Annotated in this window: 15 protein-coding genes; 9 read left to right on the forward strand and 6 right to left on the reverse strand. The window is 32.7% G+C overall.

Features of this window, described 5'->3' with window-relative positions; all coding sequences use genetic code 11:
• The first annotated feature begins 13 nt into the window (after positions 1–13).
• Both ACA31_RS00690 and ACA31_RS00695 read left to right on the forward strand, forming a co-directional pair.
• The gene (locus ACA31_RS00690) at positions 14–445 is read left to right on the forward strand and encodes a DMT family transporter (protein ID WP_057511471.1); all 432 of its coding nucleotides are present in this window, start codon (positions 14–16) and stop codon (positions 443–445) included.
• Between the two features lie 12 nt (positions 446–457).
• Positions 458–925: a DMT family transporter gene (locus tag ACA31_RS00695; RefSeq protein ID WP_057511472.1), complete on the forward strand. Its 468-nt coding sequence runs from the start codon at positions 458–460 to the stop codon at positions 923–925.
• A 154-nt stretch (positions 926–1,079) separates the two neighbouring features.
• Here the strand turns inward: ACA31_RS00695 and ACA31_RS00700 are convergent, their stop codons facing one another.
• From ACA31_RS00700 to ACA31_RS00710, 3 genes are read right to left on the reverse strand one after another with little or no spacing between them, the layout of a single operon-like run.
• The gene (locus tag ACA31_RS00700; RefSeq protein ID WP_057511473.1) at positions 1,080–2,255 is read right to left on the reverse strand and encodes an ABC transporter permease; all 1,176 of its coding nucleotides are present in this window, start codon (positions 2,253–2,255) and stop codon (positions 1,080–1,082) included.
• Positions 2,252–2,932 (reverse strand): ABC transporter ATP-binding protein, encoded by a 681-nt coding sequence (locus ACA31_RS00705; RefSeq protein WP_057511474.1) that lies wholly within the window; start codon positions 2,930–2,932, stop codon positions 2,252–2,254. The genes ACA31_RS00700 and ACA31_RS00705 overlap by 4 nt, the downstream gene beginning before the upstream one ends.
• On the reverse strand, positions 2,929–4,041 hold the full coding sequence (locus ACA31_RS00710) for an efflux RND transporter periplasmic adaptor subunit (RefSeq protein ID WP_057511475.1): 1,113 nt from the start codon (positions 4,039–4,041) through the stop codon (positions 2,929–2,931). Before ACA31_RS00710 ends, ACA31_RS00705 begins: the two co-directional genes overlap by 4 nt.
• 171 nt (positions 4,042–4,212) lie before the next feature.
• On the opposite strand from ACA31_RS00710, the gene ACA31_RS00715 reads away from it, so the two are divergent.
• The 3 genes from ACA31_RS00715 (at position 4,213) to ACA31_RS13180 (ending at position 6,136) form a co-directional block, all read left to right on the forward strand.
• Positions 4,213–4,824, forward strand: coding sequence for a YIP1 family protein (locus tag ACA31_RS00715; RefSeq protein ID WP_057511476.1), 612 nt, complete (start codon positions 4,213–4,215; stop codon positions 4,822–4,824).
• A gap of 189 nt (positions 4,825–5,013) precedes the next feature.
• Positions 5,014–5,814, forward strand: a complete 801-nt coding sequence (locus ACA31_RS00720; protein WP_057511477.1) for an ABC transporter permease — start codon at positions 5,014–5,016, stop codon at positions 5,812–5,814.
• Between the two features lie 148 nt (positions 5,815–5,962).
• Entirely contained in the window at positions 5,963–6,136 is a 174-nt protein-coding gene (locus ACA31_RS13180; RefSeq protein WP_156393377.1) for a hypothetical protein, read from the forward strand.
• A gap of 640 nt (positions 6,137–6,776) precedes the next feature.
• Here ACA31_RS13180 and ACA31_RS00725 read toward each other — a convergent pair.
• Positions 6,777–7,361 carry a TetR/AcrR family transcriptional regulator gene (locus ACA31_RS00725; RefSeq protein ID WP_057511478.1) on the reverse strand — a complete coding sequence of 195 codons (585 nt, stop codon included), beginning with the start codon at positions 7,359–7,361 and terminating at the stop codon, positions 6,777–6,779.
• Between the two features lie 166 nt (positions 7,362–7,527).
• Between ACA31_RS00725 and ACA31_RS00730 the strand changes: the two genes are divergently transcribed.
• The 4 genes from ACA31_RS00730 to ACA31_RS00745 all read left to right on the forward strand — a co-directional run bounded on the left by ACA31_RS00730 (position 7,528) and on the right by ACA31_RS00745 (position 12,090).
• The gene (locus tag ACA31_RS00730; protein ID WP_057511479.1) at positions 7,528–9,216 is read left to right on the forward strand and encodes a CocE/NonD family hydrolase; all 1,689 of its coding nucleotides are present in this window, start codon (positions 7,528–7,530) and stop codon (positions 9,214–9,216) included.
• 241 nt (positions 9,217–9,457) lie between these two features.
• A complete protein-coding gene (locus tag ACA31_RS00735; RefSeq protein ID WP_057511480.1) occupies positions 9,458–10,606 on the forward strand; it encodes an alcohol dehydrogenase catalytic domain-containing protein in 1,149 nt (382 codons plus the stop codon).
• Between the two features lie 369 nt (positions 10,607–10,975).
• Positions 10,976–11,368 (forward strand): hypothetical protein, encoded by a 393-nt coding sequence (locus tag ACA31_RS00740; protein ID WP_057511481.1) that lies wholly within the window; start codon positions 10,976–10,978, stop codon positions 11,366–11,368.
• Between the two features lie 104 nt (positions 11,369–11,472).
• Positions 11,473–12,090, forward strand: coding sequence for a flavodoxin family protein (locus ACA31_RS00745; RefSeq protein ID WP_057511482.1), 618 nt, complete (start codon positions 11,473–11,475; stop codon positions 12,088–12,090).
• Between the two features lie 66 nt (positions 12,091–12,156).
• Here the strand turns inward: ACA31_RS00745 and ACA31_RS00750 are convergent, their stop codons facing one another.
• Both ACA31_RS00750 and ACA31_RS00755 read right to left on the reverse strand, forming a co-directional pair.
• Entirely contained in the window at positions 12,157–13,533 is a 1,377-nt protein-coding gene (locus ACA31_RS00750) for an MFS transporter (protein WP_441296187.1), read from the reverse strand.
• Between the two features lie 107 nt (positions 13,534–13,640).
• Positions 13,641–14,441 carry a Cof-type HAD-IIB family hydrolase gene (locus ACA31_RS00755; RefSeq protein ID WP_057511484.1) on the reverse strand — a complete coding sequence of 267 codons (801 nt, stop codon included), beginning with the start codon at positions 14,439–14,441 and terminating at the stop codon, positions 13,641–13,643.
• Between the last annotated feature and the right edge of the window lie 366 nt (positions 14,442–14,807).

Here is a 14,807-nt window from a genome sequence, read left to right on the forward strand (position 1 = left end):
AAAGAGGTAAATCATGAATAAATTTATATTTTATATCCTTGCTATAGTAGCAGGTATATTTTTAAGTATCGAAGGTGCCATGTATGCAGTGTTAGGTAATTCTATTGGAGAATTAGAAAGTAGTTTATACAATTTTGCCATAGGAACAATCATCTTAGGCATTGCATTATTGTTTTTAGGTAAAGGCAAACTATCTTACGCAATTAAAGCACCTAAATGGCAATTAACTGGAGGCATATTAGGCGTTATTTACTTAACTGTTTTAGTTTTCATCATTCCTATAATAGGTGTTGGACTAGCAATGGGCAGTGTTGTAGTTGGCCAAATGATTATGAGTGCTTTAATAGAACATTACGGCATACTAGGTAGTGAAAAACGACCATTAAGAATTGAAAAAGTAGTGGCAATTATACTAATGATAGTTGCATTAACGCTTATTTATTAGGAGGAGTAGAAAATGCAAGTAGGTTTAGTAGTTATAGCTTTAATAGCTGGTATCACTCTAAGTACACAATCTTCAGTAAACGGAGCTTTTAGTAAAAAAGCAGGAACATTAGAAAGTGCCTTTTTAACATTTATAACAGGTGGTATGATTTTATTCATTATTACTTTGTTTTTTGGAGAAGGTAACTTCTTAGATTTCTTTAGCGCGCCTAAATGGCAATTGAGCGCTGTTTGGTTTGGTGTTGGTTATCTCTTTTTAACAATCGTAGCAATTCCCAAAATAGGTGTTATAGCAACAAATATCTCTGCTGTTATCGGACAACTGACGATGGGTATGATTATCGACCATTTTGGTTTGTTTGAAGGCACGGTTATTCACTTTGATGTAAAAAGAATTATCGCATTAATTTTAATGGTTATCGCATTAAGATTAATTTATAAAGCTGATATAAAAAATAGCTTACATGAAAAATTAACTTAAAATATTTATAATATGTTCAAAATCGCAATTACCAATATCTATTACTTAATAACAACTTATTTATATTTTCTAAACTAAAAAACTCCCTTCAAAGCTTTCACATTTTAAGTGTCACTTTGAAGGGAGTTTTTCATGTAAATAGAACTATAGAACTCTATTTTATAATATCAATTAATTCTTTCTTAGCTGCGGATCTGGCTGGAATCCAACCGAATACGATGCCGATTAACATTGATACACCAACCGCTGTTAAAACAGAACCTAGACTGACAACACTCTTAATATAGTCTGGCGTTAACGCATCGACGCCTGACGCTATTAAGATACCTATAATCAGACCAATGACGCCACCAATCGCACAAAGCACGACACTTTCTACTAAGAATTGTAATTCGATATCTCGGGACTTCGCACCAAATGCGCGTCGAATCGCAATTTCTTCTGTACGTTCTGAAACAGAAATGTACATTACATTCATTACGCCAATGCCGGCAATAAACAATGAGATACCTGCGACAGCTGCTACAAAGTAGGTAATCGCATCAAAGACTTGATTGATGCCTTTCATCATTTCTTCAGTATCATTGTAACTATAGCTACCGTCACTGATGCCAGAACCCTTTTTATTTAATTTATCTACGATCTTATTTGCTGTATCCTTTTTATTAGCTCCGTCTTCCAATGAAAGTTTCAATGACGGGAAATCTTGACTTAGACCACTCATATATTGCTCAAAGGTTTTTGAAGGCATATTCACAGCTGATGGATTCATCGCATCATTGGCAATACCAACGACTTCGAAACCTTGATTATCAATATATAATATTTTTCCAATGGCATCTTTATTAAAAACATTTTTGGCAATTTTATCATCAACCGTTACGACTTTATTCCGTAATTCATTATCATCTTCATCAAAGCCTTTCCCCTTTTCAGGGCTATCCATAGCATCTTTTTTCATAATATTGATATCACCTTTTTTCTGCGCATTTGTCATTTTTGCAGAAAAACTTTGATCATCCGTTTCTTTAATCTCGGCATCTGAAACGCCATTAACTTGTTTTATAATACTCAAGTCTTGTTGGCTGAAAGGGTTCGTTTTCGCACCTTCCATATCATTACTCATGAAATTAATAGTTGCAGCATTTTTTCCAGCACCCGTATCTTCAAATTCTTCAGAAGCCGTTTTTTTAAAGCCATTACCTAAAGACATAATTGTAATAACGGCTGCAATACCAATAATAATACCAATCATCGTAAAAATATTACGTCGTTTATTTTTTAAAATAGATTTAAATGAAATGGCGATGATATTAGACAAATTCTTCATCCAACCACCTCTTCTCGTTGAACACGACCATCAAGAATATGAATAATACGATCTGCTTGGTCTGCAACTTTGCGATCATGCGTTACTAATATCATCGTCGTATTATGTTCTTTATTAAGTTTTACGAATAAATCAATAATATCTTGAGACGTTTTCGAATCAAGTGCACCCGTAGGCTCATCAGCAATAATAAACTTAGGTTGATTGATAATGGCACGTGCGATAGCAACACGTTGTTGTTGCCCACCCGATAATTTGTTGGGCACTAAATTTTCTTTATCAAACAAACCTACATCATGTAACGTACGTGTCACATGTGACTTTCGCGCTTGAGTGCCTAAACCTGCATAAACGAGAGGAATGCTGACATTTTCTAAAATTGTATTATTTTGAATTAATTTAAAGTTTTGAAAGACAAAGCCAACTGTTTTATTTCTAATATCTGCAAGTTGATTATCTGAGCTTTCTTGATAATTTTCATGATTAAAAAGATAATCACCTTCATAACCACGATCAATAAACCCTAAAATGTTAATTAACGTACTTTTACCAGAACCTGAAGGACCCATAATCGCAATGAATTCACCTTCATTGATATTGATATGAATATCTTTCAAAATATGATTTTGTTCATCCCCATTTTTGAAATATCGATTGATATCTACAAGTTCTATCATGATGACACCTCAACTTTATCTCCATCATCCATTGTTTTTTTAGGGTTTTTAATGAGTTTATCCCCTTTTTCTAATCCACCTTTTACAAAAATTTCACCATTGATTTCATCTATTTTAATATCTTGTTGTTTAACTTTTCCTTCATCATTTACCACAAAAACATTATTGTCGTTTGTAAGGACAGATTTAGGTAATTTAATAGAATCTAATGGTGCTTTCACTTCCATAGAATAACCCGCACGCACAGGAATATTTATCTCGTCAATAACCACGGTATATTTAGATGCTTCAGAATCATTGCCATCACTAGGATCAGCTTCAACTGGATTTGAGGCTTTCATTGCTGCAGCTTCATCTTCACTACCTGATACAGCTGAAGTGCCACCAGCAGTTGATTTATTTAAATTTTCTTCATAACTCTTAGGTAATTCTGAGATTTTTTTGATTTTACCTTCACCCGTTTCACCCGTGCTTGTCACTTTCACATTTACTTTATTGTCTTTTTTGATTTTATTCAGGTCAAATTCAGAAACTGTCGTCTTAATCTGTGCTTCATTTGATACTAATTGAAGTATCGTTTCACCATCTGTTACATAATCTTCATTTTTAATATCCACTTTTCCATCAAAATCGGCATAGACACTATCATTAACTTGTTTATCATGTGAATTCAATTGTTGTTGTGCTTTACTTAGTACATTTTGATCTTGTGATAATTGCTTTTGTAAATCATTGTTGTTAGGGCTTTGATTTATATTCTGATAGTCTTTATTCACAGCATTTTGAGCTTCATCTACTTTATTTGCTAATTGTTCCCGCTTACTGTTATTAATATCATAGTTAATTAATGGATCTCCTTGTTTAACTGATTGACCATCATCAACTAGTGTATTGATATATGTCCCTAATTGACTGTTGTTGTTATATGTTTTAACTGAATTGGGTGATGCTTTTCCTTCTAAATTGAGTGGACTTTCTTTTTCCACTGTATATGTATCATAACCCTCTTTCTCTGCCGAGCTACTGTTGGCCTGCTTTAAAACCAATGCTACGACTACTAATCCAATTATCGCGACGATCCCTATGAGCCACATCCATTTTTTCTTCATTTTATAAATCCTCTCAATACTTATTTTAAGTGTAATACTATCATATTTATGCAATTAAAAATATATTAATAATCGTATTTATTAATATATTAAAAAATTATAAAACTATTTAAAAACAATATAACGAGTGTTATGATTTGATAAATTATACACATAGGAGGAAAGCATTAAATGGAAGAATCTAAATTACCCTTAGTTCAGCACTTTTCAAATTTACGTAAAAAGCCAAAATGGGGATTAAAGTTTATACTCGCAATTGTAGTAATGACATTATCAGCTGTTATTGGAGTGCTTGCAATTGACTATAACGCACTGTTTAAAGGTGCGGGTATGACAGGAGATCAATTGGAACAAGCTAAATTGTTCGGACAAATCGGTGCTTCTATTGCTGGAGTATTCGGTGCTATTGTTAGTATTGGTATTACATTTGTCATCTTTTTATTAATTTCTAAAATTATGAAATCTGATGCAAGTGGGAAATCCATTTTCTCTGCTACTTTAAGTTATACATTGATTACCGGAATTATTGCTTTAATTGTCATAATCATCCAGTGGATCACAGGCTTATCACCAACAGACTATTCTATTACAAGCCTTAACATTTTTGATAAAGGAAACAAAGTATTAGCTGCATTTAATTTACAAACATTTATAGGTGCATATGTATTTGGAGTTATGTTATTCGCTACAAATCGTTTTTCTAAAAAATTAGCAATTATTTGGGCGATTGTATATTTTGTAGTATTCATAGGTTTTGGATTATTAGGTGCATCTTTCTCATAAAAGAATTATGTGAAAAATGTAGTTGTTTATTAACCGTACACAAAAGATAAGCAAAAAAAAATTGTTTTATATGAATAAAAAGTTGTGTCTGTTATTTAGTTATTGTAAAGTTTAGCAATGTTAACAAATTATATGAATTTGGTTTGTTTGCAAAAGTATCGTTACATATAGAAAGAGTGATATATTCAAATGAATTCAATATGGTTTGTATTAAAAGAACAATTGAAAAATTTATATTTAATAAGAAGATTAGCCGAATTTCAATTAAGAATTTCTAATAAAAAGAATTATTTAGGAATGGCGTGGGAATTAATTAACCCTACCATGCAAATTGCGGTTTTTTGGTTTATTTTTGGTTTAGCTCTAAGAAGCAATAAGATAGTGGAGGGCGTCCCATTTATATATTGGCTGATTGTTGGTATTAGTATGTGGTTTTTCGTAAATGAAGGTGTTCTAGAGGGAAGTAAGTCCATTACTTCAAAATTTAATCAAGTAGCTAAAATGAATTTCCCACTTTCTATTATTCCTAGTTATATCGTTTTTAGTAAGTTCTATGGTCACATTTTTCTACTAGTAATTGTTATGAGTGTTTGTTTCATTGGAGGATATAAGCCCTCTATATATACTTTACAATTATTTATATACTTATTTTATGCATTAATTTTAACCAATGCTATAGCATTATTAGCGTCAACATTAAGTATGTTAATTAAAGATATACATTTAATTTTACAAGCTTTAATGAGAATGGTATTTTTCGTCTCTTCTATACTCTATTTACCAAATAATCAAATAGTTGGGACAGTAATGCAATTTAATCCAATATACTTTTTAGCTGGAGGATATAGGGCAGCCATATTGCATCACGAATGGTATTTTATTACGCATTGGGAACTGGCATTGTATAATATCTTCCTTTGCCTTCTAATCTTTAGTTTAGGATCAATCTTACATATGCGCTTTAGAGATAGATTTGCAGATTATATGTAATAAAAGAGCTGTACTAATTCGATTGTTATTAAGTTAGTATTTGATTTATCAACGCTTAAAAGACTCCATTTTAAAAAGGAGTTTCTTTTAACTTATGTTCCGATAATCGTCGATTATGTAAAAAAATCACCAAATAGCAAAAATACTTTTGATTATTTTATTAGCTTATAATAAGGAAATAGAAACGAAAGTCGAAGAAAATAATAACTCTGAGAATCCTCCAAGTGCTTCTTGCGATACACTATCTGCAGCTGGTGCAAGTCACACGCTTGCTACAACTGGAGCAATGGCAGCTTTAGAAGTTTCTGGACCTGTAGGTTAGAGCGTTGGAGCTGGTATGACAGTAACTTATGCTGAAGGCTCCACTGCTTGAAATCAGGTTTAATAAAAGAAATAGTGTTTAAGATGAAACAATTTATTAATATATTTTATTTTACACTAACTCATTTGACAACTTTAATACTATTTTCACTTCCAATAAAGCATTTTTCCACTAAAAATATCATATTATACAGTATTATGTTCATTGTAATAATACTTAGTACTTTTGTTGTTGAAAGAGAATTAAGTAAAAAATTTTCTTTAAAAGAAAAAGGCTACTACTAAATGTATCTTGCTTCTCTTATATGGTATGACCACTTGAATGTTTTCATCCTTATTATTCTAGCAATCTCTTTTGAGGTCACAACTCACTACTATCTTGGAATTCATATTTAACCAAATAGAAAAACATAAACAAAATACTAAGGATGATTTTTAAATGAGATGGTTTATATTTTTTATAAATCTAATTCTATCAATTTTGATGTTTGCTCTTATGTATTGGCAATTGGATAAAGTTTTGAATACTTGGTTTATTGTTTTAAACGCTTTTCATGTTCATTCCATGCATAGTCCTTTAAATCCGTCTCTTTTCCGCTTCACCCACACGTATAGCTCCAACTAATAACTACTGCTTCACCTTACATAGACTGTTTTACGATACCAATCGTTCCTACAGTCACAATGTTATAGAAATGATTCACAAATTCCTCTTTTGTAATTCTGTGCTCATCTTCTATCCAATGTTTTAATATAGAAATTCCTGCTCCTGACACATAACTCATAAAATAATCAAATGGCATACTTCCAATTTTGTTGTCTTGCCCTTTATATGCACTTAAATGGTTATAAATAAGTCTATATAATTTTTCTTGCAGCATAGAAGCTTTACCTATGTTAAACATGATGGAATAAAATTTTCTATTCTCATCAATATGTTCAATTAAATAAACCATGATATTTTTAACAATATTTGTAAAAACATCATTTTTTTTATCATGTTGATTATCTATAAATCGTTGTAAGTTATTTATCATTTCATTTTCCATCTGTTCTAGTAACTCATATTTGTCTGAATAATAACTATAAAATGTTCCTCTATTAATATCTGCTGTATCTGCTAATTGCTGTACTGTCAGATTTTCAAAATCATCGTTTCTTAGTAACTCTAAAAATACAGATTTAATCGCTTGTTGTGATTTACGTATTCTCCGGTCTTGAACCATAGGATTTTTATACCTCCAATATTCTTTATTTACCAACAATATTAACCTATTCGTTGATTTTCATACAGTTATCACACTCTTGATTGTTGTTTATTACTTATTTTAAATATAAGGTGAAAGTGTATTCAAAAACCAAGTATTACTTTATAGGAAAGGAATGATTTAAATGACTAAACAAATGCTAGGTAATCCAAAATTAACTGCAACACCTATCGAGGATATTACTGAAGGTACAAATCACATCGTTGTTGATAGTATTCAATATGGTAACCAAGAAATGATTATGGAAAAAGATATTGCTGTTCCAATGTCAGATGGCGCAGAATTATACGTTAACATTATCCGTCCTAATAAATCAGGTCAATTTCCTGTCGTGATATCCGCAGACACGTACGGTAAAGATAACAAACCTAAAATCACTAATATGGGAGCTATATGGCCAACACTGGGTGCCATTCCAACTTCAAGTATAACGCCAGAAGAATCTCCAGATCCTGGTTTCTGGGTGCCGAATGACTATATCGTAGTTAAAGTTGCGTTACGCGGTAGTGCTAAATCTAAAGGTTCTCTATACCCTTGGGGACTTTCAGAAGCCAAAGATTACGCAGAAGTAATTGAATGGGCTGGTAAACAAGCATGGAGTAACGGCAACGTTGGTACAAATGGTGTTTCTTATTTAGCTGTGACACAATGGTGGGTTGCTTCACTAAATCCAACGCATTTAAAAGCCATGATTCCTTGGGAAGGCTTAAACGATATGTATCGTGAAATTGCTTTTCATGGCGGTATACCTGATACTGGTTTTTATAGATTCTGGTATGAAGGTATTGTGGCAAGATGGCCAGACACAGATATTGAAGACCTAAAAGGTGTTCAAAAGGATCATCCTTTATTTGATGATTACTGGAAAGGAAAACAAGCTAATTTATCAGCCATTCAAGTACCTATGTTTGTTTGCGCGAGCTGGTCTACACAGGGCTTGCATAATAGAGGTACATTCGAAGGATTTAAACAAGCTTCTTCCAAAGATAAATGGCTTAAAATCCACGGACGTAAAGAATGGGAAACTTATTATGCACGTGAATCTCTTGAACAGCAAAAAGATTTCTTTGACTATTATCTCAAAGGTATCGATAACGATTGGCAAGATACACCTAAAGTGAGCTACGAAGTCAGAGATAAATTCTATCAAGGTTACACAAAATATACGAGCGATTTCCCAATTCCAAATACGAAAGAAACTGCTTTATATTTAGATGGTCAAACGATGTCACTCAATACTTCAAAACCTCAAGACACAGCTAAAATTTCTTATGACAGTGAAGTCGAAGGCAATGATGAAGTAAGATTCCGTAGCTTATTTGATCAAGATACAGAACTTACAGGCAATATGAAATTGAAACTATGGGTTTCTGCCGACGAAGCTGATGATATGGATTTATTTGTAGGTATTAAAAAAAGAAATCGTCAAGGTGAGGAAGTGAACTTCCCTGACTTTAATCATATTGAAGATGATCAAGTTGCTACAGGATGGTTACGTGTTTCTCATCGTGAATTGGATAATAATAAATCTACACCACTACAACCTTGGCATACACACGAAAACGAAGCTAAACTCAATGGAGATGAAATTGTACCTGTAGAAGTTGAAATCTTACCTTCCGGTACATTATTCAAACAGGGTGAAAGCATCCAAGTTGTCGTTAAAGCAAGTGAAGTTGTTAAAGGTAACAGTACGCCGGGACTAAAAACACGTTATGAACATGACGAAACAGTAAATCAAGGTAAACACAACATTTATACAGGTGGGGACTATGATTCACATCTACTTGTACCAGTAATACTAAATCACTAATATTTCATTTTAATGCTAGTCATGCCCATTTTCATACAATATAACTGTTGTATGAGAATGGGCTATTTTTTATTTAATTATTATTAAAAAGGAGTAATTTGAAAATGACATATGAAAATATATTTCAATTTACAAGTCCATAAAGTTTAGTCATATAGGCTACGGGAATATGTTGAAAGAAACAGATTATATTTATGCCACTTGATCACGAGAAATTCTATAAAATTGTGAGGCGTTATTTATGAAAGCTGTTACTTTTCAAGGTCAAAAACAAATGGAAGTTAAGCAAGTAAGTGATCCAAAGATTGAAGCTTCAACAGACGCTATTATTAAAATAACGGCATCAGGCATCTGTGGTTCTGATTTACATTTATATCATCAAGGTGATTTAATGATGGACCCAGGATTTGTCATTGGTCACGAACCAATGGGCATCGTTGAAGAAGTTGGTAAAGACGTTAAAAAGCTTAAAAAAGGTGATCGTGTAGTGATTCCTTTTAATATAGGCTGTGGCGATTGTTACTATTGCAATCACGAAATGGAATCACAGTGTGATAATTCAAATCAAGAGCAAGCGAATTGGAAAATGGATAATGGTGGTTTGTTTGGTTTCGGCAGTATGCACGGTAACCATTGGGGCGGCCAAGCTGAATATTTAAGAGTCCCTTATGCAGACTTTTCTTCTTTTATCGTTCCAGACAATGATATGAAAGATGAAGATGTGTTATTTTTATCTGATGTAGCACCTACTGCATATTGGAGTGTAGAACATTCTGGCGTTAAATCAGGTGATACAGTTGTCATCTTAGGTTGTGGTCCAATTGGCCTTATGTCACAAAAATTCGCAAAACTTAAAGGTGCGAAACGTGTTATCGCTGTAGATAATATTGAGCACAGACTGCAACATGCCAAGGAATATAACCAAGTAGAAGTTTATAATTTTGATAAAGAAAAAGAAATCGGCAAGTTACTGCGTGATACTACGCACGGTGGCGCGGATGTCGTGATTGATTGCGTAGGCATGGATGGCCAAGTCAAAGTATCTGAACGTGACTTGAGTCCGGATTCTGCACAACGTGGCACAATTAGTCCCATTGATACTGCCGCAGAAGCTGTAAGTAAATTTGGTACGATTCAATTAACAGGTATCTATGCAACACCCGCCGATGATTTCCCACTTAATTTGATTTTTAACCGTAATGTTCAAGTTAAGACAGGTCAAGCGCCGGTGATTCATCTTATGCCAAAATTATATGAGATGATTCGTGAAGGTACATTTGATCCAACTGACATTCTTACACATACTATGCCATTAGATAAAGCGGCAGAAGCTTACGAAATATTCGATCAGAAAAAAGATAATAATATTAAAGTAATTTTAAAACCTTAAACCAATTAAAAATGCTCCCCAATTCTATTTGAATTGGGGAGCATTTTTAATTGTTATACAAAACAATAAATATAATACATGTTTATTGTAAAAAGTTTAATATACAAAAATTGTGGAATATATACACTATAACAGTAATTTTTCTTGCGCTTTTGAATATTTTAAATTTTATTCACAATATATACGTTTATAAAAGCAAATAAGTATATTTCCTCAATCTTCAATATAACTTTTAAAATTCATGTCTAATAAACAAGCGACTCAATATATTACTTTTGTATAAACGCCTTTTTTAACAATTTCCATTACAGTTTTAAATTTTCAATTCCAAAGCTAAGATATAAAATTCAAAGTTTAGGTGTGATAATTATGAAAATAGAAGAATGTATAGAAGATTTTATAAAAAGTATTATTAAAAAAGATCCAGAGTTATTTTGTAGTTTATTATGCTCTAAAGATTTATCTCTTTTAAGAAAAAAAATATATATAAAAACAGGACATCTTGGTGTAAATCGTTATATAAAAGATAAATACTTAAAAAAACTCGCACGTTTAGTAACTACTTTTTACAAATATGAGTATTTTAAAGATGGCGATAAATATATAGTAAAATATTCATTTGCTAAAAATAATTCTTATCTTAAGACAGAATTCAAAATCGCAGGCGATCAAACTAAACCATTATTTAATTTAAATATAAATAAAATGCAAGTAAAATTTTTCAACCATGCTGCTACTGTAGGTGATGTACATGCCACTTAATGCAGATTTACATTCGAAACAAAACGTTTGCCACGCATTGGAGAAAATGAGTTATTACTTCTATCTAATATTTAAAATAAAAAGATAAAAATGGAGGTTAAGTTATGACCTTGAAAGCAATTATTTTAAATGCATCTTTAAAACACGGTGATGAAATATCCAATACAGAAGGATTAGCGAAAGAAGTCACTGATATCTATCACAAAGAAAATGTAAATAGTGAGATGGTTCGGTTAAGTGATTATGATATTTCTTATGGCATTTCTGATGATATGGGCAACGGAGACGAATGGCCTCTCATTTTAGAAAAAATTAAAAATGCAGATATTTTAATTATTGGGACACCTTTATGGCTAGGTGAGAAAAGTAGTATCGCAACGCTTGCCATTGAACGCCTTTATGGTAGCACAAGTTTAACCAATGAGCATGGTCAATCCATTTTTTATAATAAAGTGGGCGGTGCCATTATTACTGGTAATGAAGATGGCGCAAAAAATGCTGCGGCCTCAATCCTATACGCGCTCTCTCATATTGGCTTAACAATCCCTCCAAATGTTGACGCTTATTGGGTTGGCGAAGCAGGACCAGGCCCTTCTTATTTAGACATTGAGCACGTAAATGAATTTACCAAAAAACACGTTGAAATGCTGGCCTATAATACAATACATTTAGCCAAAATTTTCAAGGATTATCCTATTCCTAATGAAGGTAACCAATTATAAAATACAATATAAAAAAGCCAGTTGCATAGAAACAATTGGCTTTTTCGCGTAGTGTTTAACACATGTCTAAGCTTTTATATGTTTCGGTATAATAATCTTCGCTAAAACCACACCAATGATCATTAACATTATACTGGCCATGAAAGACCAAGTCGCTGCGACGCTTGCACTATGCGTCACTTGTACCGCAGTAAATATTGTCGTATTCATTGCAATACCAAACGCCCCACCTAGTGAAGAAGACATTTTATACAGACCTGAAGCTAGACCGATTTTTTCATCTGGAATCGTCAAAATGGCTACAGTTAAACCAGGCGTCGCACACAAGCCATTGCCAATAGCAAAAATAACAAAACCAAATGTTACAGCTGCAATATACCAGTCAGATGGCAATACGGTTAAACTAACGAAAATAATGCCTATTGCAGGAAATAATGGCCCTACAAGTAACATTGGTTTACCGCCATGACGCAGTGATATTTTTTCCCCTAAGCGAATCATTAACACTGCCATGATGACATACGGTACTGTCACTAAACCAGATTGAAATGGTGTTAGGCCCAATTCAGTCTGAGCATATATATTAAATACTGTAGTCGTACCTATACCTGTATTAAGTACGAAGTTAACCATAGAGGACCCAACGAGCCCACGGTTACGAAATAATGCGAAATCAATAAATGGAACACGTTTTCGACGTTCGGAAAAGTAAAATACAATTATAGAAATAATAAATACACTAGCACAAATAATTGAAAAGGGACTCGTCCAGCCTTGTTCAAAACCTTGCGTTGCAAACAAGGTGATACTCCCTATTAAAACAGCAAAGATCAACATACCTATATAGTCGAATGGTCGCTTATCGATAATTTCCTTTGCTTCTTCTTTAGTACCAAGTAATAGCACAAAAGCTATGATGGCGATAATGATAGACAAAATGAAGTTAGACTGCCAGTTGATATATGTAGCGATAAATCCACCAACCATTGAAGCTATACCCACGCCTCCAACAGTTCCAATCATTAAGTAACTAATCGCTTTACGTAAATCCTTACCTTCAAATTGATCTTTCAACACACCCACTGTTGCCGGTAATAGTATGGCCGCTGATATACCTTGAATGATTCTTCCAATAATAAGCAGTGTCGTAATATCGGAAATAATAATTAATAATGATGCGATAATACTTAAAATGATTCCTAAATAGGTCATTTTGAGTCGTCCGATTTTGTCTGACACATCACCTGCTCCAACCATAAAGACACCAGTTGCAAAAGAAGTGATACTCACTGATAAGTTAATAATACCAGGCGTTGTTTGATATGTTTGTTGGACTGGTGTAGATATATTTATAAACGATTGGGCAAACAGCCAATACGTTAATATACTTAACACAATAGCTAAAATTAATTTGTTACCTGATTGTTGCTTCGTACTCATGATGTTCTATGCCTCCATCTTATCTAATTCATATATAAAAAAACATATACACTAGATAGATAATATCACAGAAATAACTATTTATTGTTAAAAATTATTATATATATTTATTATTTAAAATCTAATAATAAATTCAATGTTTGTACAACACCATCAGCATTATTATTTATAGCTATTAAATTAGCTTCTTCTTTTAACTCTGGGTAAGCATTATCCATAGCCACTTTATATTTAGCTGCTTTAAATAAATCAATATCGTTTAATCCATCACCAAATGCAATTGTTTCTGATGGACTGATTTGCAGTAAACTTTGAATTCGGTTAATCGTCGTTCCCTTGTTAACTCCTAAATCTGCAATATCAATCCACGCTTCATCAGATGCGATAATATAAACCTCCGACTCATAATGTTTAATTTGGGTAGCAGTCTCTTTACACTTACCTGTCGCATCATGTACAGAAATTTTTAAAATATCTTCTTCAATTTCATCATAATTATTAAGATAAATTACATTTTGAAAAGATCCATGTACCAATTTTTTCTCTGATTCTGGTGTATCTTTTAATACATACGCACCTGATGCGGTGCATGCAAGTACTGTTTGCGTTGGATCTATATCTTTAATTACTTGAATCATTTCCTTAGCTTTACTATTTTCAATCGTGGCATTATAAATAAAATCACCGTTAAATTTAATTCTTGTGGCACTATCTCCTACGATAAACGTATCCTGTGCTAAATCTCCAATAATACTCTCGACACGCTCACATTGTTTCCCCGTACAAAACACAAATCGAATATTGTTTTTCTCGCAATTTTCTTTTAACAATTGGAACGATTCACTATTAAATTGACTATCATTATTTAAAAATGTTCCATCCATGTCTGCAACAATCAGTTTAATATCCATTGTAAATTCCCCTTTAATCATAATTAAGATTATTGTATCGGTTTATAAATGAAAACGATAATATTTATATTGTCTTGGGACGTCAATCCAAATAAAAAAGGTAACTCTATGAGCTACCTTAGACTGTCTACACTGATTTGTGCACGCTTTCCAATGACTTCCCGCTTCATCCTGTGGTCTTCCACTATTACTTATCCCATAAGAGTTAAGACTCTTGCATAAGAACTACTTGTCTTCATAAATAAAATAGTAGTGCTTTAAAAGCTTAATATAATCGTGTTTTCAATTCAGTTAGCTACTGCCAATATAACAAATGAGGCTAAGACATATATTATGTCTTAGCCTCATATCAGTTACTTTGAAGCA

Source organism: Staphylococcus sp. NAM3COL9 (assembly GCF_001431205.1).
Taxonomy (GTDB): Bacteria; Bacillota; Bacilli; order Staphylococcales; family Staphylococcaceae; genus Staphylococcus.

Excerpts from the sequence above, each read along its gene's own strand:
- ACA31_RS00695 (WP_057511472.1), top strand. The coding sequence starts at position 458 with ATGCAAGTAGGTTTAGTAGTTATAGCTTTAATAGCTGGTATCACTCTA.
- ACA31_RS00735 (WP_057511480.1), top strand. The coding sequence starts at position 9,458 with ATGAAAGCTGTTACTTTTCAAGGTCAAAAACAAATGGAAGTTAAGCAA.
- ACA31_RS00715 (WP_057511476.1), top strand. The coding sequence starts at position 4,213 with ATGGAAGAATCTAAATTACCCTTAGTTCAGCACTTTTCAAATTTACGT.
- ACA31_RS00755 (WP_057511484.1), bottom strand. The coding sequence starts at position 14,441 with ATGGATATTAAACTGATTGTTGCAGACATGGATGGAACATTTTTAAAT.
- ACA31_RS00710 (WP_057511475.1), bottom strand. The coding sequence starts at position 4,041 with ATGAAGAAAAAATGGATGTGGCTCATAGGGATCGTCGCGATAATTGGA.
- ACA31_RS00690 (WP_057511471.1), top strand. The coding sequence starts at position 14 with ATGAATAAATTTATATTTTATATCCTTGCTATAGTAGCAGGTATATTT.
- ACA31_RS00745 (WP_057511482.1), top strand. The coding sequence starts at position 11,473 with ATGACCTTGAAAGCAATTATTTTAAATGCATCTTTAAAACACGGTGAT.
- ACA31_RS00725 (WP_057511478.1), bottom strand. The coding sequence starts at position 7,361 with ATGGTTCAAGACCGGAGAATACGTAAATCACAACAAGCGATTAAATCT.
- ACA31_RS00720 (WP_057511477.1), top strand. The coding sequence starts at position 5,014 with ATGAATTCAATATGGTTTGTATTAAAAGAACAATTGAAAAATTTATAT.
- ACA31_RS00705 (WP_057511474.1), bottom strand. The coding sequence starts at position 2,932 with ATGATAGAACTTGTAGATATCAATCGATATTTCAAAAATGGGGATGAA.
- ACA31_RS00700 (WP_057511473.1), bottom strand. The coding sequence starts at position 2,255 with ATGAAGAATTTGTCTAATATCATCGCCATTTCATTTAAATCTATTTTA.
- ACA31_RS00730 (WP_057511479.1), top strand. The coding sequence starts at position 7,528 with ATGACTAAACAAATGCTAGGTAATCCAAAATTAACTGCAACACCTATC.
- ACA31_RS00740 (WP_057511481.1), top strand. The coding sequence starts at position 10,976 with ATGAAAATAGAAGAATGTATAGAAGATTTTATAAAAAGTATTATTAAA.